22 protein-coding genes are annotated in these 23,522 nt (G+C 71.2%); 10 read left to right on the forward strand and 12 right to left on the reverse strand.

Going from position 1 to position 23,522, the window contains the following annotated elements; translation table 11 throughout:
* Positions 1-28: 28 nt before the first annotated feature.
* Together ACJA3G_RS06795 and ACJA3G_RS06800 are read right to left on the reverse strand one after the other, a co-directional pair.
* Complete coding sequence (locus ACJA3G_RS06795; RefSeq protein WP_406551958.1) at positions 29-1,459, reverse strand: glutamate decarboxylase; 1,431 nt, start codon at positions 1,457-1,459, stop codon at positions 29-31.
* Positions 1,460-1,478: 19 nt separating this feature from the next.
* Positions 1,479-1,844 (reverse strand): YbjQ family protein, encoded by a 366-nt coding sequence (locus ACJA3G_RS06800; RefSeq protein WP_344077302.1) that lies wholly within the window; start codon positions 1,842-1,844, stop codon positions 1,479-1,481.
* A 172-nt stretch (positions 1,845-2,016) separates the two neighbouring features.
* Between ACJA3G_RS06800 and ACJA3G_RS06805 the strand changes: the two genes are divergently transcribed.
* Positions 2,017-2,703, forward strand: coding sequence for a DedA family protein (locus tag ACJA3G_RS06805; RefSeq protein WP_406551959.1), 687 nt, complete (start codon positions 2,017-2,019; stop codon positions 2,701-2,703).
* Positions 2,704-2,722: 19 nt separating this feature from the next.
* On the opposite strand, the gene ACJA3G_RS06810 is transcribed toward ACJA3G_RS06805, so the two are convergent.
* Both ACJA3G_RS06810 and ACJA3G_RS06815 read right to left on the reverse strand, forming a co-directional pair.
* Positions 2,723-4,423, reverse strand: coding sequence for a threonine/serine exporter family protein (locus tag ACJA3G_RS06810; protein ID WP_406551960.1), 1,701 nt, complete (start codon positions 4,421-4,423; stop codon positions 2,723-2,725).
* A gap of 71 nt (positions 4,424-4,494) precedes the next feature.
* Positions 4,495-4,989 (reverse strand): inorganic diphosphatase, encoded by a 495-nt coding sequence (locus tag ACJA3G_RS06815; RefSeq protein WP_101389400.1) that lies wholly within the window; start codon positions 4,987-4,989, stop codon positions 4,495-4,497.
* 186 nt (positions 4,990-5,175) lie between these two features.
* Between ACJA3G_RS06815 and dacB the strand changes: the two genes are divergently transcribed.
* From dacB to ACJA3G_RS06850, 7 genes are all read left to right on the forward strand, one after another.
* A complete protein-coding gene (gene dacB / locus ACJA3G_RS06820) occupies positions 5,176-6,594 on the forward strand; it encodes a D-alanyl-D-alanine carboxypeptidase/D-alanyl-D-alanine-endopeptidase (protein ID WP_406551961.1) in 1,419 nt (472 codons plus the stop codon).
* 54 nt (positions 6,595-6,648) lie between these two features.
* Entirely contained in the window at positions 6,649-7,788 is a 1,140-nt protein-coding gene (locus tag ACJA3G_RS06825; RefSeq protein WP_406551962.1) for a zinc-dependent metalloprotease, read from the forward strand.
* A 209-nt stretch (positions 7,789-7,997) separates the two neighbouring features.
* Entirely contained in the window at positions 7,998-9,068 is a 1,071-nt protein-coding gene (tilS, locus tag ACJA3G_RS06830) for a tRNA lysidine(34) synthetase TilS (protein WP_406551963.1), read from the forward strand.
* Positions 9,069-9,121: 53 nt separating this feature from the next.
* Positions 9,122-9,661 (forward strand): hypoxanthine phosphoribosyltransferase, encoded by a 540-nt coding sequence (hpt, locus tag ACJA3G_RS06835; protein WP_159689106.1) that lies wholly within the window; start codon positions 9,122-9,124, stop codon positions 9,659-9,661.
* A 181-nt stretch (positions 9,662-9,842) separates the two neighbouring features.
* A complete protein-coding gene (gene ftsH, locus ACJA3G_RS06840; protein ID WP_406551964.1) occupies positions 9,843-11,870 on the forward strand; it encodes an ATP-dependent zinc metalloprotease FtsH in 2,028 nt (675 codons plus the stop codon).
* A 107-nt stretch (positions 11,871-11,977) separates the two neighbouring features.
* Positions 11,978-12,583 carry a GTP cyclohydrolase I FolE gene (folE, locus tag ACJA3G_RS06845; RefSeq protein WP_406551965.1) on the forward strand — a complete coding sequence of 202 codons (606 nt, stop codon included), beginning with the start codon at positions 11,978-11,980 and terminating at the stop codon, positions 12,581-12,583.
* A gap of 79 nt (positions 12,584-12,662) precedes the next feature.
* Positions 12,663-13,640, forward strand: a complete 978-nt coding sequence (locus tag ACJA3G_RS06850) for a hypothetical protein (protein WP_406551966.1) — start codon at positions 12,663-12,665, stop codon at positions 13,638-13,640.
* A 23-nt stretch (positions 13,641-13,663) separates the two neighbouring features.
* On the opposite strand, the gene ACJA3G_RS06855 is transcribed toward ACJA3G_RS06850, so the two are convergent.
* The 6 genes from ACJA3G_RS06855 to ACJA3G_RS06880 all read right to left on the reverse strand — a co-directional run bounded on the left by ACJA3G_RS06855 (position 13,664) and on the right by ACJA3G_RS06880 (position 17,328).
* Positions 13,664-14,149, reverse strand: a complete 486-nt coding sequence (locus tag ACJA3G_RS06855) for a DUF3180 domain-containing protein (RefSeq protein WP_406551967.1) — start codon at positions 14,147-14,149, stop codon at positions 13,664-13,666.
* Between the two features lie 52 nt (positions 14,150-14,201).
* On the reverse strand, positions 14,202-14,816 hold the full coding sequence (gene folK / locus ACJA3G_RS06860; RefSeq protein WP_406551968.1) for a 2-amino-4-hydroxy-6-hydroxymethyldihydropteridine diphosphokinase: 615 nt from the start codon (positions 14,814-14,816) through the stop codon (positions 14,202-14,204).
* Positions 14,813-15,172: a dihydroneopterin aldolase gene (folB, locus tag ACJA3G_RS06865; protein WP_101389407.1), complete on the reverse strand. Its 360-nt coding sequence runs from the start codon at positions 15,170-15,172 to the stop codon at positions 14,813-14,815. Before folB ends, folK begins: the two co-directional genes overlap by 4 nt.
* 207 nt (positions 15,173-15,379) lie before the next feature.
* The gene (locus ACJA3G_RS06870; protein ID WP_406551969.1) at positions 15,380-15,841 is read right to left on the reverse strand and encodes a nuclear transport factor 2 family protein; all 462 of its coding nucleotides are present in this window, start codon (positions 15,839-15,841) and stop codon (positions 15,380-15,382) included.
* The gene (gene folP / locus ACJA3G_RS06875) at positions 15,838-16,803 is read right to left on the reverse strand and encodes a dihydropteroate synthase (RefSeq protein ID WP_406551970.1); all 966 of its coding nucleotides are present in this window, start codon (positions 16,801-16,803) and stop codon (positions 15,838-15,840) included. Before folP ends, ACJA3G_RS06870 begins: the two co-directional genes overlap by 4 nt.
* A 42-nt stretch (positions 16,804-16,845) precedes the next feature.
* Positions 16,846-17,328 (reverse strand): MarR family winged helix-turn-helix transcriptional regulator, encoded by a 483-nt coding sequence (locus tag ACJA3G_RS06880; protein ID WP_406551971.1) that lies wholly within the window; start codon positions 17,326-17,328, stop codon positions 16,846-16,848.
* Between the two features lie 179 nt (positions 17,329-17,507).
* Between ACJA3G_RS06880 and ACJA3G_RS06885 the strand changes: the two genes are divergently transcribed.
* Entirely contained in the window at positions 17,508-19,016 is a 1,509-nt protein-coding gene (locus ACJA3G_RS06885; RefSeq protein WP_406551972.1) for an MFS transporter, read from the forward strand.
* A gap of 113 nt (positions 19,017-19,129) precedes the next feature.
* Here ACJA3G_RS06885 and ACJA3G_RS06890 read toward each other — a convergent pair whose 3' ends face one another.
* Positions 19,130-20,974 carry a phosphatidylglycerol lysyltransferase domain-containing protein gene (locus ACJA3G_RS06890; RefSeq protein ID WP_406551973.1) on the reverse strand — a complete coding sequence of 615 codons (1,845 nt, stop codon included), beginning with the start codon at positions 20,972-20,974 and terminating at the stop codon, positions 19,130-19,132.
* Positions 20,975-21,127: 153 nt separating this feature from the next.
* Between ACJA3G_RS06890 and ACJA3G_RS06895 the strand changes: the two genes are divergently transcribed.
* Complete coding sequence (locus ACJA3G_RS06895) at positions 21,128-22,240, forward strand: alpha/beta hydrolase (protein ID WP_406551974.1); 1,113 nt, start codon at positions 21,128-21,130, stop codon at positions 22,238-22,240.
* On the opposite strand, the gene ACJA3G_RS06900 is transcribed toward ACJA3G_RS06895, so the two are convergent.
* Positions 22,227-23,378, reverse strand: coding sequence for an ABC transporter ATP-binding protein (locus ACJA3G_RS06900; RefSeq protein ID WP_406551975.1), 1,152 nt, complete (start codon positions 23,376-23,378; stop codon positions 22,227-22,229). The two genes, ACJA3G_RS06895 and ACJA3G_RS06900, sit on opposite strands and share 14 nt — an antisense overlap.
* Positions 23,379-23,522: the final 144 nt, after the last annotated feature.

The following is a 23,522-nucleotide window of genomic DNA, read 5'->3' on the forward strand; positions in this document are numbered from 1 at the left end:
CCGCGAACGCGCACCGCCCCGGCACCCCTCAGTGGTGGAACGCGGTCGCCTTCGACTCCTCCCGTCCCAGCGGCCCCGGCTGCCGCCGCAACTCCGGCAGCAGCCGCCCCAGGTCCTCCACCAGCATCCCCGCCAGGTCCGACGAGAACCCGTTGCGGCACACCACCCGCAGCACCGACAGGTCCTCGCGGTGGGGCGGGAACGTGTACGCCGGGACCAGCCAGCCCCGCTCCCGCAGCCGCCGCGACACATCGAACACGTCGAACCGCTCCACCTCCGGCGCCGTGGTGAACGCGAACACCGGCAGCTCGGTCCCGCGTGTGAGCAGCCGGAAGTCGCCCAGCGCCTCGATGCGGTCGGCGAGCGAGCAGGCCACGTCCCGGGTGGTCCGCTGCACCGCCCGGAACCCTTCCCGGCCCAGCCGCAGGAACGTGTAGTACTGCGCCACCACCTGCGCCCCCGGCCGGGAGAAGTTCAGCGCGAAGGTGGGCATGTCGCCGCCCAGGTAGTTCACCCGGAAGACCAGCTCCTCCGGGAGCTCCTCGGCCGAGCGCCACAACGCCCAGCCCACGCCCGGGTACACCAGCCCGTACTTGTGCCCGGACGTGTTGATCGACGAGACCCTGGGCAGCCGGAAGTCCCACACCAGGTCCTCGTCGAGGAAGGGCGCCACCATCGCCCCCGACGCGCCGTCCACATGGACCGGCACATCAAGACCCGTACGCTCCTGCAACGCGTCGAGTGCCGCGCAGAGTTCCGCGATCGGCTCGTACGATCCGTCGAAGGTCGAGCCGAGGATGCCCACCACGCCGATCGTGTTCTCGTCGCACAGCTCGGCCGCCGCCTGCGGGTCGAGGTGGAAGCGGTCGCCCTCCATCGGGACCTGGCGCGCCTCGACCTCCCAGAAGGCGCAGAACTTCTCCCAGCAGACCTGGACGTTCACGCCCATCACCAGGTTCGGCACCGCGTCCCGCCCGGGATAGCGGTCCGCGTTCCGCTTCGCCCAGCGCCGTTTGAGCGCCATCCCGGCGAGCATGCACGCCTCGCTCGACCCCGTCGTCGAGCAGCCCACCGCGCCGGCCGGGTCGGGCGCGTGCCACAGGTCGGCGAGCATGGCCACACAGCGCCGCTCCAGCTCGGCGGTGCGCGGGTACTCGTCCTTGTCGATCATGTTCTTGTCCCGGCACTCCGCCATCAGCACCGCCGCCTGCGGTTCCATCCAGGTGGTGACGAAGGTGGCCAGGTTGAGGCGGGAGTTGCCGTCCAGCATCAGTTCGTCGTGGACGAGCTGGTACGCGGTGGAGGGGGCGAGCGGCCGGTCGGGGAGCCGGTGCCGGGGTGGCGCCGAGGTCATGGAGCCGACCGGGTCGGCCTCCCCGTAGAAGGGGTTGAGGGCGAGCCGCTCGTGGTCCTTCTCGTGCTCCGGTGCCTTCTCGGCGCCACCCGGGTGCAGTGCCATGGTCTCGGGTCCCCCCGTCTCAGAGTTTCGTGATCACGACCGCCGTTCCGTACGCGCAGACCTCCGTCCCCACGTCGGCGGCCTCGGTGACGTCGAACCGCATCATGAGGACGGCGTTCGCCCCACGCGCGCGTGCCTGCTCCACGAGCCGCTCCATCGCCTGGTTGCGGGTCTGCACGAGCGTCTTGGTCAAGCCCTTCAGCTCGCCGCCGATCATGGACTTCAGCCCGGCGCCGATCTGGCTGCCGAGGTGCCGTGAGCGCACGGTGAGGCCGAAGACCTCCCCGATGACCTGCTGGACCTGGTAACCGGGCACGTCGTTGGTGGTCACCACCAGTACGTCGGACTGTGCGCCCTGCCCGCCGCCGAAATCCTCGATGCCCATCGCGCCGCCTTCCTGGAAGATCCTGGGACCCAGCTTCGTACCCGCCCGTGCCCCGCGCATCCCCAGGAACCCGGTGGAACCTGGAGCGTGCCGGCGGCGTTGATAGCTTTGGCCCGTCAACGCGCGCTTACGCGCCCCCCGCCCCATCCCTCACCCAGGAGCGCCGGAACCCGTGACCACCCTCGCACTCGGTCCGAGCTGGCTGGACCCCGACCAGTTGCTGTCGTCGTTCGGCCTGGCCGGTCTGCTGGTGATCGTCTTCGCCGAGTCCGGCCTGCTCATCGGCTTCTTCCTGCCGGGCGACTCGCTCCTGTTCACCACCGGCCTGCTGGTCACCGGCGGCAAGATCGACACTCCGCTGTGGCTGGTGTGCCTGATGGTGGTGGCCGCCGCCGTGCTGGGCGACCAGGTGGGCTATCTCTTCGGCCGCAAGGTCGGCCCCTCGCTCTTCAACCGGCCGGACTCCAAGCTCTTCAAGCAGGAGAACGTGGAGAAGGCCCACGAGTTCTTCGAGAAGTACGGCCCGAAGTCGCTGGTGCTGGCCCGGTTCGTGCCGATCGTCCGGACGTTCACGCCGATCATCGCGGGCGTGAGCCGGATGAACTACCGCTCCTTCATCACGTACAACGTGATCGGCGGCGCGCTGTGGGGCGCGGGGGTGACGCTGCTGGGCGCGGCGTTGGGCAACGTCGAGTTCGTGCACAAGAACATCGAGTTGATGCTGGTCGCGATCGTCCTGATCTCGGTGGTCCCGATCGCGATCGAGTTCCTGCGGGCGCGTTCCAAGGCGAAGAAGGCGGGCCCGGGGGCCACCGCGGCCCCGCCCGCGCAGCAGCGCAGGCGGCACGCGAAGCGCTGAACGGGGGACGTGTACGGGCTCAGAACCCTCGCGTCCGCTTCGCCGCCTTGCGGGCCGCCCCCGGCGCCTTGAGGAACATCCGCGACATCTCGCTCCCGAGGTTCACCCCGATCGCGATCGCCATCGCCAGCGCCGCCGCCTTGGCGATGTTGGCGAGCCCCTGGTCCCGGTGGTTCTGGGCGATCGCCAGCACCCCGAAGTAGGTGGCGCTGCCCGGCAGCAGCGGCCCGATCGCCGCCGTCACGTACGGCAGCGCCGAGGTGTTGCGGTAGCGCGCGACCAGCTGTCCGAAGAGGCCGACCAGCCCCGCCGCCACCGCCGTCGCCATGATCGGCGACCCCTTGGCGGTGACCGCGATCGACGCGTAGATCACCCAGGCGACCCCGCCGTTCAGCGTGGCGATCCACACGGTGGACCGTTCCTGCTGGAGCAGTACGGCGAAGGTCAGACAGAGCGCCATGGAGGCGAGCGTCTGGACGACGGGCCGCTCGATGGGGCTGAGCGCCCCCTCCGGGTTCAGCTTGGCGTCGACCTGGAGCCCCCCGTACAGCACGGTGAGCACCCCGATCACGATCGCCACGAAGAAGTACGTGACCTCGAGCAGACGGGCGGAGGCGGTGATGTAGAAGCCGGTCAGGCCGTCCTGTACGGCGGCCACCAGCGCCCGTCCGGGGATCAGGGCGAACAGGCCACCGGTGATGACCGCGGAGGGCCGCAGATCCCAGCCGAGCAGGCTGAGCGCCACCCCCATCCCCGCGGGCGGCATCGCGGCCACCACGAACTGGTAGAACTCCGGCAGCCCGCGCGCCGCGCAGAGCCAGGCGAGCCGGTCGCCGAGGATCGCCCCGGCCGCCGCCAGCAGGAACACCGTCACGCCACCGCCGACCAGCACCGAGGCCGCCCCGGCGAGCACGCCGGCGGCGAGGGTGAGGACCCAGCCGGGGTACGGGTGCCGGTTTCGGCGGATCTCCGCGAGGCGGCGGTAGGCCTCTTCGAGGGTGACGTCGTGGTCGGAGCTGGTCATGTCCGTGACGAGGCGGTGGACGGCCGCCAGACGCGTGTAGTCGGTGCCCCGGCGGCGTACCGTCCGGTTCGCCGTGACCGGGTCGTCCACCAGGGACGGCTGGTGGGTGACGGCGAGCAGGGTGAAGGTCACCGTCGGCTCGCAGCGGTCCAGCCCGTAGCTGCGGCAGATCGCGAACATCGCCGCCTCGACGTCCTCGGCGCCCTCGCCGCCCGCGAGCAGCAGCTCACCGATACGCAGCGTCAGGTCGAGCACGCGCGGCACGGCGGGCCCGGCGTCGTCGGTCTTCAGGGCCGTCTCCGGCCCCGGCCGCTCACCCACCGGCATCCGCAGCATGGTGCGCATCCGGTCCTGCCAGGGCGCGTCCTTGGAGAGGCGCACCAGCGGCAAACCCGCGGTGGTGACCATGGCGGACGGCGCCTCACGGGCCGAATAGGTGCTGGGCGGGGCGAAGGCCGAGGCGGGCGCCTGCTCGGCCGACGGCTCGGGCTCCGGCACCCCGGCCGGCAGCGCGAACTCGGAGGTCGGCGCGTCCTCCTCCGGAGGACCCGGCTGCGCCACTCCGTCGGGAGCCGCGAAGGCGCTCCGCGCCTCGTCAGAGGGCTTGCGCTCCTCCGGCTCCTGCTGCTCAGGCACCCCTTGACTCCCTCCAGTCCCTTGCGTACGCAAGCGTGTGCCCAGTATGTGGGTGATCATCAAGTCGTACGACAACGGGCGGCGCACCCCGGAGGGTGCACCGCCCGTCGTCGTACCGGCTCAAGGGCGCGTCAGTGCGCGCCGCCCTGCGCCTCAAGGCGCTTGTAGGAGGCCTTGATCTCTTCCTCGGCCTCGGCGCGGCCGACCCAGTTGGCGCCCTCGACGGACTTGCCGGGCTCCAGGTCCTTGTAGACCTCGAAGAAGTGCTGGATCTCCAGGCGGTCGAACTCCGACACGTGGTGGATGTCGCGCAGGTGCTCGACACGCGGGTCGGACGCCGGCACGCAGAGCAGCTTGTCGTCGCCGCCCGCCTCGTCGGTCATACGGAACATGCCGATGGCGCGGCAGCGGATCAGGCAGCCCGGGAAGGTCGGCTCGTCCAGGATGACCAGCGCGTCCAGCGGGTCACCGTCCTCGCCGAGGGTGTTCTCCACGAAGCCGTAGTCCGCCGGGTAGCTGGTCGAGGTGAAGAGGCGACGGTCCAGGCGGATCCGGCCGGTCTCGTGGTCCACCTCGTACTTGTTCCGCGAACCCTTCGGGATCTCGATGGTGACGTCGAACTCCACGGGTGGCTCTCCTCCATGATCAGCACATGCATTGGTCGGTTCCCGCGTCCCCCGGGTCGGGCCCGGGACACTCAGCCGGACGGGCCGCCGGTGCTGACCCGGTGTGCCATGTTCGCGGCAAGACGCAGTTCTGGTGATTAAGTGTCCCTCACGCAGGTGTGTGATCGCGAAAGGGGCTGGTCCTCGGTGCCGGGACCCAAGACATGGCAGCTCATGGCGGGTGCGGCTGCGGTGGGCCTGGCGGTGGCGGCCGGAGCGGTGGCCACGGCCGGTCCCTGGGACTCGGGTCAGCGTACGGCGGAGCGCGACCGCGCAGCGGCTCACCGGCGAACAGGTGGCGCACATCACCTGGGCGCGCCCCCCGCACCCGCGCCCGCGCCCAGCGCCAGGGGCGTACTCACCGCTCTTCGCGCCCCCGCAGACGCGCCGGCGGACACCGTGCTCGACCAGGTCCTCGCCCCCCTGCTCACCTCGCCCGGCCTCGGCCCGCAGCCCTCCGCCGCCGTGTACGACACCGCCACCGGCAAGCAGCTCTACGGGCAGCGCGCGGACACCGCCATGACGCCCGCCTCCACCGTCAAGATCGCCACCGCCGTCGCCGCCCTGTCCGCGCTCGGCCCGGACCACCGCATCCCCACCACGGTCGTCGCCCCCGCCACCGGCACCGAACTCACCCTGGTCGGCGGCGGCGACCCCACGCTCGGCAAGGACGGTCTGCGCACCCTCGCCGACGCCACCGCCCGCGCCCTGCGCGCCCGCGGCGCCACCACCGCCTCCCTCGCCTACGACCTCTCCCGCTACAGCGGCCCCGAGCGCCACCCCATCGGCCCGAACGAGAACATCGCGCCCGTGGTCGCCCTGATGACCGACGAGGGACGGACGGACAGCAGCGACAGCGGCCCCGCGCCGCGCAGCTGGGACCCGGCGGGGGACACCGCCCGTACCTTCGCCTCACTGCTGCGCGAACGCGGCATCACCGCCGGCCCGCCCCGGCCGGGACGCGCCCCGCGCGGCGCCACGGAGCTCGCCCGCACCCTCTCCGCGCCGCTCTCCGACCTGGTCGAGCGGATGCTCACCAACAGCGACAACGACCTCGCCGAGGCGCTCGCCCGGCAGACGGCCGTCGCCGCCGGGCGGCCCGCCGACTTCGACGGCGCCGCCAAGGCGGTCGCCGACCGGATCGCCGCGCTCGGCCTGCCCCAGGCCGCCACCGCCCGGTTCGCCGACGGCAGCGGCCTCAGCCGCGAGAACCGCGTCAGCGCCCGGCTCCTGACCCTCCTGCTGGCCCGCGCCACCGACCCCGCCCACCCCGAACTGCGCCCGGTCCTCACCGGTCTGCCGGTCGCCGGGTTCACCGGCACCCTGCGCGCCCGCTACGGGACGGACTCCGCCGGGACCGGCCTCGTCCGCGCCAAGACCGGCACGCTCTCGGGCGTCAACGCGCTCGCGGGCACGGTCGTGGACGCCGACGGCCATCTGCTCACCTTCGCCTTCCTCGCCGCCGACACCCCGGGCCCGGACGCCGCCCAGCGCGCCCTGGACCGGCTCGCCGAGCGACTCGCGCGGTGCGGCTGCCGGGCCGGCGCCCCCGCACCCGCCCCGTGAGCACCCGGCGTCAACCCTCCTCCCCTGCGCGGGAGGACAACGTACGGTTGACGCATGACGAGCATCGGTGGTGCCGCTTCTTCTGGGATGGTCGACTGGAACCTCGCGGTGGCGACCGCGACCCGACTGGTGAGGCCGGGCCCCGAGGTGAGCCGTGACGAGGCCCGCGCCGTCGTCGCGGAGCTGCGCGGGCACGCGAAGGCCTCGGAGGAACACGTACGGGCGTTCACCAGGATGATCCCGGAGGGGGTGCGGCCCGCCGACACCCCCGTCCTCGTGGTCGACCGGGCGGGCTGGGTCAGGGCCAACGTGGCCGGTTTCCGTGAGGTCCTGAAGCCCCTGCTCGACAAGATGCAGGAACGCCGGGGGAGCAGCCCGGGCAGCGCCGTCTTCGGCGCGGTCGGCGGCAAGGTCACCGGCGTGGAGCTGGGCATGCTGCTCAGCTTCCTGTCCTCGCGCGTCCTCGGACAGTACGAGACGTTCGCGCCCCCCACCCGCGAACTCCCGGCCGGGGAGAACGGCGGCGGGCGGCTGCTCCTGGTCGCGCCCAACATCGTCCACGTGGAGCGCGAGCTCGACGTCGACCCGCACGACTTCCGGCTCTGGGTGTGCCTGCACGAGGAGACCCACCGCACCCAGTTCACCGGCGTGCCCTGGCTGCGCGACCACCTTGAGGGCGAAATCCAGTCATTCCTGGGGGAGACCGACGTCGACCCGATGACCATTCTGGAGCGGCTGCGCGAGGCCGCCCAGTCGCTCGCCGGAAGCCGCCCCGAGGGCGAGGAGGGCGACAGCGGGCGCTCCCTGGTGGAGCTGGTGCAAACACCCGCCCAGCGGGAGATCCTCGGCCGGCTCACCGCCGTGATGTCGCTCCTGGAGGGCCACGCCGACTTCGTCATGGACGGGGTGGGACCGCAGATCGTGCCCTCGGTGGCGGAGATCCGTGAGAAGTTCCAGCAGCGGCGCGCCAAGGGCGCCTCGCGCCTCGACCAGGCCCTGCGCAAGCTCCTCGGCCTCGACGCCAAGCTGCGCCAGTACCGCGACGGCGAGCGGTTCGTCCGGGCCGTCGTCGACCAGGTCGGCATGGACGGTTTCAACCGCGTCTGGACCTCGCCCAACACGCTCCCGACCAAGGCGGAGATCGCCAAACCGGCGGACTGGGTCGCGCGGGTGCACAGCAGGACGGAGGGCTGAGCGGGCGGGCGCCGACCGCACCCACGTACCCGGTGCCCGCGACTGTCCCCCGGAAATGCGCAGGATCACCCATCCGAGGGACCGTAGGGCATGGGTAGGCGTGCAATGCTCGGGTATCGGCTCAGTTCTGTCACCATCTACGCACTCTGTGTGACCGATCTTTTCCCTCGTCCCGAGGCACCCCCCAACATCACCGAAGGGCACCGGACATGGGTCCCCATCCTGCGGTCGCGGCGATACGCCTGGCGGTCCGCCGCGCACTCCACGACGTCCTGCGCGATGCGCTCGTCCTCCACGACGGCCGCACCCCGCCCCCCGACACCCCCCTCGACCTCCAGCGCGACACCGCGCGCGAGGGCGGCGCCGACGGACCCCTGGTCCTCGTCGCCTGCTCCGGCGGCGCCGACTCCATGGCGCTCGCCTCCGCCCTCGCCTTCGAATCCCGCAAGCTCTCCGTCCGCGCCGGCGCCGTCACCGTCGACCACGGCCTCCAGCCCGGCTCCGACCAGCGCGCCGCCGAGGTCGCCGCCCGGCTCACCGCGCTGGGGCTCGACCCGGTCGAGGCCATCACCGTCAAGGTCGGCCGCGAGGGCGGCCCCGAGGCCGCCGCCCGCGACGCCCGCTACGCCGCCCTGGACGCCGCCGCCGAGCGCCACGGCGCCGCCGCGATCCTGCTCGGCCACACCCGCGACGACCAGGCGGAGACGGTCCTGCTCGGCCTCGCCCGGGGCTCGGGCACCCGCTCCCTGTCCGGCATGGCCGCCGTCTCCGGCACCCACGGCCGCTACCGCCGCCCCTTCCTCCAGCTCGACCGGCACACCGCCCGCAAGGCCTGCCTGGTCCAGTCGCTTCCCGTCTGGGACGACCCGCACAACGCCGACCCCGCCTACACCCGCTCACGGCTGCGCCACGAGGGCCTGCCCGCCCTGGAGAAGGCGCTCGGCAAAGGCGTCGTGGAGGCGCTGGCACGTACCGCCGAACTCTCCCGCGACGACGCCGACGCCCTGGACGCCTGGGCCGCCGAGGTCGACCCGTCGGTCCGGGACGACGCCGGCGAACTGCTCTGCGGAAGGCTCTACGCCCTGCCCGCCGCGGTCCGCCGGCGGGTGCTGCGCAAGGCCCTCATCCACGCCGGTTCCCCCGCCGGCTCGCTCTTCGCCCGCCATGTCGAGGAGGTCGACCGCCTGATCACGAGCTGGCGCGGCCAGCGGGCCATCAACCTCCCCGGGCGCGTCGAGGCACGGCGGCAGGGTGGCAGACTGGTCATCCGGCAGAGCTGAGCTCAGTTACGTACCACGAACCTAAGAAAGCGGCCCGGGTGAACGAGAAGGACATGGGCACCGACCTCCAGTCGGTGCTCATCACCAAGGAAGAGATCGACGCCAAGCTGGTCGAGCTGGCCGCGAAGATCGACGCGGAGTACGCCGGCAAGGACCTCCTGATCGTCGGCGTCCTCAAGGGGGCCGTCATGGTCATGGCGGACCTGGCGCGCGCGCTGTCCACCCCGGTCACCATGGACTGGATGGCCGTCTCCTCCTACGGCGCGGGCACCCAGTCCTCCGGTGTCGTCCGCATCCTCAAGGACCTGGACACCGACATCAAGGGCAAGCACGTCCTGATCGTCGAGGACATCATCGACTCCGGCCTCACGCTCTCCTGGCTGCTCTCCAACCTCGGATCCCGCGAGCCCGCCTCCCTCGAGGTCTGCACGCTGCTCCGTAAGCCGGATGCCGCAAAGGTCGCGATCGACGTGAAGTGGATCGGATTCGACATTCCGAATGAGTTCGTCGTCGGATACGGCCTTGACTACGCCGAGAAGTACCGCAATCTCCCCTTTGTCGGGACACTCGCTCCGCACGTCTACGGCGGCTGAACCGGGTACCCGGACGGGAACTCGGAGCCCCCTTCCCGCGTTGGAGCTTGGGAAGGCGGGTTTGTCAGCCGTCCCTTGCGGTCTCGGGTGACAATGCTGGGGTACCGTCCGAAGAACAGTCTTTACTCACAGCAGCATTTACCTACGGGCAGGAGGGACGGGGCGTTCTCGCTCCGTATGGATGGACGTGAAGCGATACTTCCGTGGGCCGGTCATGTGGATCGTGCTGGCCGTCCTCGCCGTGGTCGTGTTGATGCAGGTCGTCGGCTCGTCGGGCGGCTACAAGACGGTGGACACCTCTGAGGTCGTCCAGGCGATCGACAAGAACCAGGTAGACGAAGCCAAGATCACGACCGGCGACGAGTCGGTCATCAAGGTCGACCTCAAGGACGGCCAGAAGGTCAAGGGCGCCAACAAGATCCAGGCGAGCTACATCGGCGACGCCCAGGGCACCAGCCTGGCCAACAAGCTGCAGGGCAAGTTCGACAGCGGGGACCTGACCAAGGGCTACACGGTCTCCCCCTCGAAGCAGAACCCGATCGTGGGGATCCTGCTCTCGCTGCTCCCCTTCGTCCTCATCGTCGTCGTCTTCCTGTTCCTGATGAACCAGATGCAGGGTGGCGGCTCCCGGGTCATGAACTTCGGGAAGTCCAAGGCGAAGCTCATCACCAAGGACACCCCGAAGACGACGTTCTCGGACGTGGCCGGGGCCGACGAGGCCGTCGAGGAGCTCCACGAGATCAAGGAGTTCCTCCAGGAGCCGGCGAAGTTCCAGGCCGTCGGCGCCAAGATCCCCAAGGGCGTGCTGCTGTACGGCCCGCCCGGCACCGGCAAGACCCTCCTCGCGCGCGCCGTCGCGGGCGAGGCCGGCGTCCCCTTCTACTCGATCTCCGGCTCCGACTTCGTCGAGATGTTCGTCGGCGTCGGCGCCTCCCGGGTGCGCGACCTCTTCGAGCAGGCCAAGGCGAACGCCCCGGCGATCGTCTTCGTCGACGAGATCGACGCCGTCGGCCGGCACCGCGGCGCGGGCCTCGGCGGCGGCCACGACGAGCGCGAGCAGACGCTCAACCAGCTGCTCGTCGAGATGGACGGCTTCGACGTGAAGGGCGGCGTCATCCTGATCGCCGCCACCAACCGGCCCGACATCCTCGACCCGGCCCTCCTGCGCCCCGGCCGCTTCGACCGCCAGATCGCGGTCGACCGCCCGGACATGCAGGGCCGTCTGGAGATCCTCAAGGTCCACCAGAAGGGCAAGCCGGTCGCCCCGGACGTCGACCTCGCGGCCGTCGCCCGGCGCACCCCCGGCTTCACCGGCGCCGACCTGTCGAACGTGCTGAACGAAGCGGCGCTCCTCACGGCGCGCAGCAACCAGAAGCTGATCGACAACCACATGCTGGACGAGGCGATCGACCGCGTCGTGGCGGGCCCGCAGAAGCGGACCCGGATCATGTCCGACAAGGAGAAGAAGATCACCGCGTACCACGAGGGCGGACACGCCCTGGTCGCGGCTGCTTCCCCGAATTCGGACCCGGTCCACAAGATCACGATCCTGTCGCGCGGCCGTGCCCTCGGCTACACGATGGTCCTGCCGGACGAGGACAAGTACTCGACCACGCGCAACGAGATGCTCGACCAGCTCGCCTACATGCTCGGCGGGCGCGCGGCCGAGGAGCTCGTCTTCCACGACCCGACCACGGGCGCGGCGAACGACATCGAGAAGGCCACGGCCACCGCACGCGCGATGGTCACGCAGTACGGCATGACCGAGCGGCTCGGCGCGATCAAGTTCGGCGGCGACAACACGGAGCCGTTCCTGGGCCGTGAGATGGCGCACCAGCGCGACTACTCGGAAGAGGTCGCGGCGCTGGTCGACGAAGAGGTCAAGAAGCTCATCGAGACCGCGCACAACGAGGCGTGGGAGATCCTCGTCGAGAACCGCGACGTCCTCGACAACCTGGTCCTGCGGCTTCTGGAGAAGGAGACGCTGGGCAAGGAGGAGATCGCCGAGATCTTCGCCCCGATCATCCGGCGCCCGGCGCGTCCGGCCTGGACGGGCTCCTCGCGGCGTACGCCGTCGACGCGCCCGCCGGTCCTGTCGCCGAGGGAACTGGCCCTGACCAACGGCGCCACCACCGCCAACGGCTCGGCCCCGACGGACTCGGTCCCGACCGAGCAGCTCCCCGGCGCGGAGGACCGCCCCGAGAGCTGACCCCCGGCTCCCCGGACCCGGAATGCACGCCGCGCCCCCCAGGTTTTAGCCTGTGGGGGCGCGGCGCATTCGTACGTCCGTGCAGAGACACGAGGAACGAGGCACAGATGACCGACCCGGTGACGCTGGACGGCCAGGGCCGTATCGGCGAGTTCGACGAGAAGCGGGCCGAGAACGCCGTGCGCGAGCTCCTCATCGCGGTCGGCGAGGACCCGGACCGCGAGGGCCTGCAGGAGACGCCGGCGCGGGTGGCGCGGGCTTACCGGGAGATCCTGGCCGGGCTCCGGCAGGAGCCCGAGGACGTGCTGACGACCACGTTCGACCTGGGGCACGACGAGATGGTCCTGGTGAAGGACATCGAGATCGTCTCCCTCTGTGAACACCATCTGCTGCCGTTCCACGGCGTGGCCCATGTCGGTTACATCCCGGCGGACACGGGCAAGATCACCGGCCTGTCGAAGCTGGCGCGCCTGGTGGACGTGTTCGCCCGCCGGCCGCAGGTCCAGGAGCGGCTGACCACGCAGATCGCCGACTCGCTGATGCGGATTCTGGAGGCGCGGGGCGCGATCGTGGTGATCGAGGCCGAGCACATGTGCATGTCGGTACGCGGCATCCGCAAGCCCGGTGCCAAGACGACCACGTCGGCGGTGCGCGGACAGTTGCGGGACGCGTCGACGCGGGCCGAGGCGATGAGCCTGATACTGGCGCGGTAGGCCGGTTGTCGGTGGTGCCCGGTACGGTCCTGGACCAGCGGAAGAGTCGCTGGTCCGGAGGGGCGCTGTGGGGTACGGGGTGCCGAGCCGTCAGACGGTGGACGTGGTGGGTGGCCGGGCACGGGCGCGTGACGTCGCGCCGGGCGCCCGCCTGTGGACGCTGGACGGGACGCGCAGTGCGCACACCTCCGTGAGGGAGGTGAAGGCGGCCAAGGCGCGCGAGGTCGTCGACGTCGTGACCGGCCAGTCGACGTTCTCGGTGGCCCCCGGCCTCCTGCTGCGCACTCCCGACGGATGGACGCACGCACGGGACGCCGCGGGGACCGTGCTGGCGTGGACCCCTGCGCGCAAGCTGCGCCGGGAGCGGGTGACGATCCGGCCCGGCCGGGAGTTCGGCTACTTCGTGGGAGCGACGTGCGCCGACGGAACAGTCGGCAAGAATTATGTCTCTCTCGTGGTCAACAGCCAGGAGTTCGCCGCCCGGTACGCGGCGGCACTCACCGCTGCCACCGGTCTGGTGGCACGGCTGCAGCCCGTCACAAGGCCCTCCGGCTACCTGGGGAGAGACCTGCCCGGTTTTCGGGTGCGCGTCGTCTCTTCGTATCTCGCGGATCTGCTGCGCCAGTACGTCGGTGGCGACGCGCACCATCTGCGCCAGCGTTTTCCGCGTGTCGTCCTGCGCGACCGTGAGGTGTTCGACGGATTCCTCGACGGCTATGCCGACGGCGACGGCTGCCGCGTCCGGCGGTGGCCCGCGCGGGTCGTCGTCAGCGCCAATGTGCCGTTCCTCGCGGAGCTCGCGAACGTGGTGGGGGCACGGTTCACGCCCCGTACCGATGGCCGGGTCTCCTGCCTGGTGCTGAGCGACAGGTGGGCCGCCCGCGGCACGTTCCGCGCCGAGCGGCATCCGCTCGAGCTGAGGGAGTCGGCGTGGACGGAGGTGCGGGAAGTGCGCCTGCGGGCCGTGCCCGACAAGCCCTTCACGCTGTACGACTTCCGGCTGGAGCCGTTTCCCACGTTCCTGGTGAACGGACATCTCGCCCGCCAGGAGTGGTGAACGGCGCCGACCCGCGCCGCCCCCTACACCGCCGGAGTGGTCCCCGGCCCCTCGTCCTCGTCGTCCGGGAGTTTGCAGACCCGTTCCAGGAAGAACGCCGCCGCCACCACCGCGATGCCCGCCGCCACCGAGAAGCCGGCGTAGATCGCCTGGTCGCGGCGGGCGGGGATGTCCAGGGAGCCGAGGAGGAAGACTCCCGTCCCTCCGTACATCCCCGAGACCAGGGCGGCCACCAGCGCGCTGGACTGGCCGAAGACCACCGCGCGGGCCGCCATCAGGGGTTCGACGCCCTTCGCGCCGGGGCGGCGTTCGCGCTGGGCGCGCAGGCGGGCGCGGATGGACAGGGCCGTGGCCAGGAGGATCACGGCGATCACCGCGAGGACGATCGGCGCGGCCAGCGGGACGCTCGGCAGGGTCCCCAGTGAGTCCCACAGCCGGGCGCCCGCCCAGGAGAGCACTCCGGCGACGGCGAAGAGTCCCGCCAGTACGCCCAGCCTCAGTTGTTTCACCGAAGAGTGCCCTTCATGTCGCCGGACTTGCTAGCCGTCAGCAGCCTAACGACTACTCGGGCAGGCGGAGTTCCAGGTCGGCGCGCGGCAGCACACCTTCGCGGCCGATCGTGGCGAGCAGCGCGGCGACCGGGCCGTGGCCGGGGACCTGGGCCTCGGGGTCCACGTCCTGCCAGGGGGCGAGGACGAACGCCCGCTCGTGGGCGCGCGGGTGGGGGAGCGTCAGCACCGGGTCGTCCACGACGAGATCGGCGTAGGCAACGATGTCGACGTCGATCGTGCGCGGCCCCCAGCGCTCCTCGCGGACCCGGTCGAAGGCCTCCTCGATGGCCTGGCCGCGCTCCAGCAGGGAGGAGGGCGGGAGGGTCGTCTTCACCACGACCACCGCGTTGAAGTACGAGGGCTGGGAGCCCGGGGCGACGCCCCAGGGCTCCGTCTCGTACACCGGGGAGACCGCCTTGACCCGCAGGCCGGGCGTGTCCTCCAGCGCGTCGATGGCGCCCTGGAGGGTCTCCAGCCGGTTGCCGAGGTTGGAGCCGAGCGAGATCACGGCTCGTTGCGGGTTGGAGAGGGTGACGTCGGCCGCGTCCACCTGCTCGACCACGGACGAGGGCACCGGCTGGACGGTCGGGTCGCTCTGCGAGCTCTTGTGGGAGGACACAGTCATACTCGGCTCCGGGTGATGGTGATGGTCACGTCGTCGAAGGGGACGGTGATCGGCGCGTCCGGCTTGTGGACGCACACCTCCACCTGCTGGACCCCCGCATGCTTCAGACACTGCTGGGCGATGCGCTCGGCCAGCGTCTCGATCAGGTCGACCGGCTCGCCCTGGACGACGTCCACGACTTCCTCGGCCACCACGCCGTAGTGCACGGTCTTCGCCAGGTCGTCGTCGGCCGCCGCGGGGCGGGTGTCGAGGCCGAGCACCAGGTCCACGATGAAGGTCTGGCCCTCTTCGCGCTCCCGGGGGAAGACGCCATGGTGCCCGCGGGCCTTGAGGCCGCGCAGCGCGACACGATCCACGCGAATCACTCCTGCTGTCGTTGGTCGGTCGGGCACCCGCCGCGTGCGGGCGGCTCCGTACCCACCATCGAATCTACCTGCGAGCACTGACAGCGCTCGCCCACGGGGGCTATGGACAGACGGCGTCGGGACTGGTACCCGCCCCTACCCAGACGCCCCTGCTTCAACCCTCGGGAACGGCCTCTTCAGCCGCCCGAGTCCTGGGCTTCAGTCCTCGGACGCCTCGTCGTCGTCCGTTTCGGTCAGGACGGGCGAGCCGTGGTGGGACCAGAGTCGCCAGCCCTCGGATGTGCGGCGGAACACATTGGTGGCGACCACGAGCTGGCCGACCAGCGGCCCGAGCTCGCCGCTCTCCTGGGCGGGGCCGCCGCTGAGGATGTTCTCGGTGCAGGTGACCACGGCGGTGTCGGTGAGGACGACGACCTTCACATCCGTCAGGAAGAACTGGATGTACTCGGTGTTCGCCATGATCAGCGCGTACGAGCGGAGCACCTCGCCGCGTCCGGACAGGACCGGCCAGCCGGGGTGGACGCAGGAGATGGAGGTGTCCCCGGCGTCGGTGGCGCTGAGCCACAGTTCGGAGAGCTCGTCGAAGTCGCCGCGCTCCAGCGTCTCGTAGAAGGCGGTGTTGGCCGCCTCGACCGCCTCGACGTCGGTGCGGGCCGTCACGCGGTCGCCCCGGCGGGCCCGGTGGCAGCGGTGGCAGCGGTGAGGCCGGTGGCCGCGGTGGGGCCCGTGGGGCCGGTGGCCGCGGTGGGGGCGGTCGTCGCGCCCGAGGCTCCTTCGACCGCGCGTGCGACGCGTACGGCGTCGGCCGTGGCGCGGACCTCGTGGACCCGGACCGCCCAGGCGCCCTCGTGGGCGGCGATGGCGGAGACGGCGGCCGTGGCGGCGTCCCGTTCGCGGGCGGGCGGCGGTCCCGAGCCGTCCCCGGCCAGGACGTGGCCCAGGAACCGCTTGCGGGAGGCGGCGACGAGCAGCGGGCGGCCCAGGGCCCGCAGCTCGGCCAGGTGGGCGACGAGCGCGAGGTCGTGCTCGGCCCGCTTGGCGAAGCCCAGGCCGGGGTCGATGACGATCCGCTCGGGGGCGATGCCGCCGGCGACGACGGCCTCCACGCGCGCGTGGAGCTCGGCGAGGACTTCGGCGACCACGTCCCCGTACACCGCGCGGCTGTTCATGTCGTGGCTGAAGCCGCGCCAGTGCATGACGACGAAGGGGGCCTCGGTGGCGGCGACCACGGGGATCATGTTCGGGTCGGCGAGACCGCCGCTGACGTCGTTGACGAGCAACGCGCCCGCGGCGACGGCCTGTTCGGCGACGCTGGCGCGCATGGTGTCCACGGAGACGGTGACGCCCTCGGAGGCGAGGCCGCGCACCACGGGCACGACCCGGCGCAGCTCCTCGGCCTCGTCGACGCGGGTGGCGCCGGGGCGGGTCGACTCGCCGCCGACGTCCACCAGGTCGGCGCCCTCGGCGACGAGGGCGAGGCCGTGCTTGACCGCGACCGCGGTGTCGAACCAGCGGCCACCGTCGGAGAAGGAGTCCGGCGTGACGTTGACCACGCCCATCACCGCACAGCGGTCCCACTCGGGCAGCCCGGTCACCGTGCCCCGTCGGCGCAACGTACTCATACGTCCAGCGTAGGCGTCAGCCGGTGCTCCTCGGACCAGACGTCAGCCGACGGTCCGGGGGCGCGGGCCGGAGCGGGCCGCGGGGCCGGTGAACAGGCGGCGCAGCAGTGCGTGCAGGGCGTCGCGGTCGGCGGTGGCCAGGGCGTCCAGGGCGCTGTGGGTGCCGTGCATCCCGGCCCGTACGGTCTCGACGGCCCGCAGGCCGTCCTCGGTGAGGAGGACGTTCTTGACCCGGCGGTCGGTGGGGCTGGGCTCGCGGCGGACCAGGCCACGGGTTTCCAGGCGGTCCACGATGCCGGTGACGTTGGAGGCGTCGCAGTGCAGCGTGGTGGCGAGGGAGCGCATGGCGGCGGGGCCGCGGCGGAGCACGGTGAGGGCCTTGGCCTGGCTGGCGGTGAGGCCGGCCTCGGCGGCGGCGGTGGTGAAGTCGCCGTAGTAGTCCGCCAGGGAGTCCCAGAGGGCGTCCATGAGCGCGTCGTTCGTCACGGCGTCGGTCACGGCGGCCGGGCGGCTGGTTCCAGACATGGCGCTACCTTACCGCGAGAAACTTGACGATCTCAACCTTTGAGGTTTACCGTCACTCTAGTTGCTTGGGGTAATCAAGCACTTGAGGTAGTCAAGTATCGAAGCGGCGCCGGACCGGCGGCGCGGACGAACCGAAGACCTCCGGCAATCCCTCCCTCCGCACTCCTACGGAAGAAACCGTGACTCCCACACATCACGCGGCGCCCACGCGCCCCACCGGCGGCCCCGCGCTCGTCCTGGTCCTCGGGCTGGCCGCCATGGTCGTCTCGATGATGCAGACCCTGGTCGTGCCGATCCTCGGCATCATCCAGAACGACCTCGGCACCTCCACCGCCAACGTCAGCTGGGTCACCACCGCGACCCTGCTCTCCGCCGCCGTCTTCACCCCGCTGCTCGGCCGCTTCGGCGACATGCACGGCAAGAAGCCCACGCTCATAGGCGTCCTGGTGCTGATGGTCGCGGGCTCGGTCCTCGCGGCCACCACCAGCTCGCTGCTCTGGCTGATCGTCGGCCGCGTCATGCAGGGCGCCGCCACCGCGATCTTCCCGCTGGCCCTCTCGGTCCTCCGTGAGGAGATCCGCCCGGAGAAGCTGCACGGTGCGATGGCGCTGGTCAGCGGCACCCTGGCGTTCGGCAGCGGCCTCGCCCTCGTCGGCGCCGGCCTGCTGACCCAGGGCGACCACCCCGACTACCACCGCGTCTTCTGGCTGGCCGCCGTGCTCGCCGTCGTCGCCCTGGTCGCCGTCGTCGCGGGCGTCCCGGCCTCGCGCCACAAGCCCGGCGGGCGCACCGACTGGCTGGGCGCGGCGACGCTCGCCGCCGTGCTGGTCCTGCTGCTGCTGCCGATCTCGCAGGGCCACGAGTGGGGCTGGACCTCCGTGCGCACCCTCGGCCTCTTCGTCGCCTCCGTCGTCATGGCGGCGGTCTGGGTCCTGGTCGAGCGCAAGGTCAAGGCGCCGATGGTGGACATGAAGATGTTCGCCCACCGCCCGGTGCTCTTCACCAACCTGGCCGGTCTGCTGCTCGGCTTCGCGATGTTCTCGCAGTTCATCGGCGTCTCGTACCTGGTGCAGATGCCGGAGAACGTCACCGGTTACGGGTTCACGGCCTCGGTGCTGCGCGCCTCCGTCGAGTACCTGCTGCCCACCACGATCATGTCCCTGCTCGCCGCCCAGGCCGGCGGCATGCTGGTGCGCCGCATCGGCGCCCGCTTCACGCTCACGGCCGGCGCCGCGTTCGGTGTCCTCGGCTTCGCCTGGCTGACCGGCGCGCACGACTCCAGCGCCTCGGTGATCCTGGCCGGCATGGTGATCGGTGTCGCGATCAGCTTCGGTTACGCGGCGATGCCCGCGCTGATCGTGGCGAGCGTCCCGCACCACCAGACGGGTATCGCCAACGGCATCAACTCCATCTCCCGGTCCGTCGGCAGCGCGATCGCCAGTGCGGTGATCACGTCGCTGCTCGCCTCCAAGACGATCGAGCACCTGCCGGCCGGGGTGCCCCCGCTGCCGCAGGAGAGCCAGTTCACGCTGAGCTTCGCGCTCGCGGGTGCCGCGTTCCTGCTGGTGGTCGTGGTCGCGCTGGTCGGACTGCACTCCGACCGCACACCGCGGGCGGCGCAGGAGCCGGCGGCCGACGCCGCGGCGGAGAAGGCGGTCGAGCCGGAGACGGCGTCCGTGTCCGCGTAGGACGGAAGGGGGCCCGGGGAAATCCCCGGGCCCCCTTTTCCTGTCTCTGCGGTCCGCCGGCCGCGGCCGGCGGACGAGGGCCGGCCGCCAGGCTCCCGGCCCGCCTCAGGGCGCTACAGCGCCGCCCGGACCGGGCGTTCCGCCTCCCTCTTCGCCAGGTGCGCGCAGGGGCGCTGGCGGGAGCGGCTGAAGCGGGCGAAGGGACGGGGCAGGCCCATGTTCACGAAGCCCTCGGCCTGCATCACCGCGAAGCCGATGCGCGGCAGGTCGCTGTGGGCCCGGTAGACCATGAAGCGCGGCTCCCAGCGTGGCTGGAACTTTGCGTTGAACTTGTACAGCGACTCAATCTGGAACCAGCGGGACAGGAAGACCAGCAGTCCGCGCCAGAGCCGCAGCACCGGGCCCGCGCCGATCTTCTCGCCGCGCGCGAGGGCCGAGCGGAACATCGCGAAGTTGAGCGAGACGTGCTCGATGCCGATCTTCGGAGCGGCCTGGAGCGCGGCGACGATCAGCAGCTCGTTCATACCGGGGTCGGCGGACCGGTCGCGGCGCATAAGCTCCAGCGACATTCCGTCGGAACCCCAGGGGACGAAGTGAATCATGGCCTTGAGGTCGCCGTACGGACCCGGCTCGCCCGGTCCGTCGTCGGCCTTGTGGGCGGTGGCGATCACACAGTCGCCGTCGTCCGGGTCGCCGATCCGTCCCAGCGCCATGGAGAAGCCGCGCTCGGTGTCGGTGCCGCGCCAGTCCTCGGCGGCCCGCCGGACCCGTTCCAGCTCACCTACGGAGAGATCACGGACGCGCCGTACGCGGGTTTCGTAGCCATTGCGCTCGATGCGCTTGACCATCTGGCGTACGTTCCGCATGGCGCGCCCGGACAGGGAGAAATCCGCGGCGTCCACCACCGCCTCGTCGCCCAGCTCCAGGGCGTCGAGCCCGGTCTCGCGGGTCCACACCTCGCCGCCCGTCTCGGAGCAGCCGACCACGGCCGGTGTCCAGGAGTGGGCCTTGGCCTCGTCCATGAACCGCTCGATGGCGCCGGGCCAGGCCTCGACGTCGCCGATCGGGTCGCCCGAGGCGAGCATCACCCCGGAGACGACGCGGTAGGTGACCGCGGCCTTGCCGCTGGGGGAGAAGACGACCGCCTTGTCGCGCCGCAGCGCGAAGTGGCCGAGCGAGTCGCGGGCGCCGTGCTTGGCGAGCAGGTCGCGCAGCTGGCGCTCGTCGTCCTCGGTGAGCCGGGCGGCCGGGTGCTCGGGGCGGAAGGCCAGGTAGATGGTGGTGATGGCGGTCAGCAGGCCGAGCGCGCCCAGCGAATAGGCGACGGTCCAGCTGGTGTCGCCCGCGTACTCGACGGGGCCCTCGAAGCCGAAGAGGCCGTACATCACGTGCTGGATGCGGTCGGCGATCGACGGGCTGCCGACGACCCGGCCCGGGTGGACCGAGACGATCACCAGGCCGAGGCCCAGCGAACCGGAGCCGAGCAGGATGAAGTTGGCCAGCGCCTTCCAGCGGCTGCGCGGGTCGGGCAGCGCGGTGAACTCGCTGCGGTGCCTCACCAGCAGGACCAGCAGCGCGATCGAGATCACTACGCCGACGATCGAGTGCCGGTAGAGGAACTGCGCCACCGCGCCGATCGGCAGCAGGGCGACCGCGGCCCGCCAGGCCCGCCGCTTGCGCCGCTTCAGGCCGTGCGCCAGGAGTAGCAGCAGGACGCCGGTGCTGAGGGCCAGGGCCGCCGCGAAGGGGCCCGTCGTGCCGGGCAGGACCTCGGTGACGGCGTGCATCCGGCTGGCGCGGAAGCGCGGGAAGATACCGGCAGCGATGTTGAGCAGACCGACGAACGTCGCGGCCGTGCCGACCAGTGAAGGAACCGAATCGGGGCGCGGTCCGCGGAGGACTTTGCGCGCGCCGGCCGGAACCGAACCCTTTTTGTCCCCATCTATCCTGACAGACATCGCTTCCGTGACTCCGCGAGAGATTCTGTTGTCCGCCACAGCGACAAGGTCGCCGCTGTGTTCCGGACAATTTGCGCCCTCTAGGACGGCACATCCCGGGGGCGGGTTCCCTCGGTCTCAGGAAAATCTCAGTCAGAAAGTATTCGACGACTCATGGGTCTCACGAGCAACAAGGTTCTGGCGCTCGCCGTCGTTCTGGCGGTGGTGCTGTTCGCGCTCACCATCTGGCTCTGGCCGAAGCTGGCCAACCGGAGCTGGCGGGCCGTCCTGGGCCGGATCGGCCTGCTCCTCGGCACTCAGCTGATGCTCTTCGCCTCGGTGGGCCTCGCGGCCAACAACTCCTTCCTCTTCTACGGCTCGTGGGCGGACCTGTTCGGCCAGGAGAACGGCATGGGCGTGGTCGTCGACCACTCGGCCGGGACCAAGGACATCAAGGTCACGGGGAAGCAGAAGCCCGACACCCCCGGTGCCGGCAACCCCGCCGCGGGGGGTGAGATCCAGAAGGTGGTGGTCCAGGGCGAGCGCTCGAGGATAGCCAGCCCCGCCTACGTCTATCTGCCCCCGGAGTACTTCCAGAAGAAGTACGCGAACCAGAAGTTCCCGGCGGCCGTGGTGCTCACCGGCTACCCGGGCACCGCGGAGAACCTGATCAAGGGGCTGCGGTACCCGAAGACGGCGTGGGCGCAGGTGAAGCAGAAGAAGTCGCAGCCCATGATCCTGGTGATGATGCGCCCCACGGTGGCGCCGCCGCGGGACACCGAGTGCGTGGACATCAAGGGCGGACCCCAGACCGAGACCTTCTTCGCCAAGGACCTTCCCAAGGCCGTCTCCGAGACCTACCGGGTCGGCACCAAGCCGCGGAACTGGGGCTTCATCGGGAACTCGACCGGCGGTTACTGCGCCCTGAAGATCGGCATCCACCACCCGGAGACCTTCGGCGCCAGCGCGGGCCTCTCCGCGTACTACAAGGCCGCGAGCGACCCGACCACCGGTGATCTCTTCCATGGCGACAAGGCCGCGAAGAATCGTTCCAACCTGCTGTGGGCGCTCGACCACACGCCGCCGGCGAAGTCCTCGTTCCTGGTCACCAGCTCCAAGTCCGGCGAGGACAACCTCAAGCCGACGCTGCGGTTCATCGAGAAGGTGAAGTCGCCCGCGCGCGTGTCGTCGATCACGCTCGACAGCGGCGGGCACAACTTCAACACCTGGCGGCGGGAGATCCCGCCGGTCCTGGAGTGGATCAGCGGCCGTCTCAGCGCGAACTGATCGATTCCACTTCCACTTCCGTACGGGGGACGGCGTGGGCGTCCGCGTCGATCGAGCGGCGCAGCGCCTCGTGCAGCCGGGCCGGGGTGAGCACCCCCAGGAAGCGGCCCGTCCCCTCGTGGTCGATGACCGCGATCCACCCCGCGTCGTGCTGGAGCATCGTCGCGAACGCCTGCTTGAGCGAGGCGCCCAGCGGCAGCCAGGCCTCCATCCGGCGGGCGTGCTCGCGTACCGTGCCGCTCTTCGCGCGCGTGGCGCTGTCGGCGGAGATCCAGCCGTGCAGCTCCCCGGAGCCGTCCAGGACCACCGCCCAGGGGGCGCCGAGGTCGCGCGGGAGCGGGTCGTCGAGCCGCACCACCGGCGGCTGCTCCAGGTCGCCCTCCTCGATGGGCGTCACCGAGAGCCGCTTCAGGCCCCGGTCGGCGCCGACGAAGTCCGCGACATAGGGGGTCGCGGGGGTGCCGAGCACCGCCGCCGGGGCGTCCAGCTGCTCGATGCGGCCCTGCCCGTACACCGCGATGCGGTCGCCGAGGCGGACCGCCTCCTCGATGTCGTGGGTGACGAACAGGACCGTCTTGCGGACCTGCGACTGGAGCTTGAGGAACTCGTTCTGCAGCCGCTCGCGCACCACCGGGTCGACCGCCCCGAACGGCTCGTCCATCAGCAGCACCGGCGGGTCGGCCGCCAGGGCGCGGGCCACACCGACCCGTTGGCGCTGGCCGCCGGAGAGCTGCTCGGGGTAGCGCGCCCCGTGGACCCGCGGGTCGAGCCCGACGAGGTCGAGCAGTTCGGCGGCCCGCTCACGGGCCTTGGCGCGCTTGACGCCGAGCAGGTGCGGGACGGTCGCGGTGTTCTCCAGGACCGTCTTGTGCGGGAAGAGCCCGACCTGCTGGATGACATAGCCGATACGGCGCCGCAGTTGGACGGGATCGACGGTGGATATGTCCTCCCCGTCCAGGAATATCCGGCCCTCGGTGGGCTCGATCAGCCGGTTCACCATCTTCATGGTGGTGGTCTTGCCGCAGCCGGACGGCCCGACGAGCGTGACCAGTTCCCCCTCGGCCACCTCGAAGGAGAGGTCGTCGACGGCGGTGGTGCCGTCGGCGTACCGCTTGGTGACGTGCTCGAATCGGATCATGGTTCCCCATTGTGGCCGGTGGTGAGCGTGGCTGTGTGAACCCCATGTTGCCGCCCTGTGTTCGATACGGGGATCCGCCCACCGGCCCTCGGTGATTGTCAGTGGCGGGGGTTAGGGTCGCCAGACAGACGTTCGGTCGGGGAC

This window comes from Streptomyces sp. YS-3 (assembly GCF_045257485.1).
Taxonomy (GTDB): Bacteria; Actinomycetota; Actinomycetes; order Streptomycetales; family Streptomycetaceae; genus Streptomyces.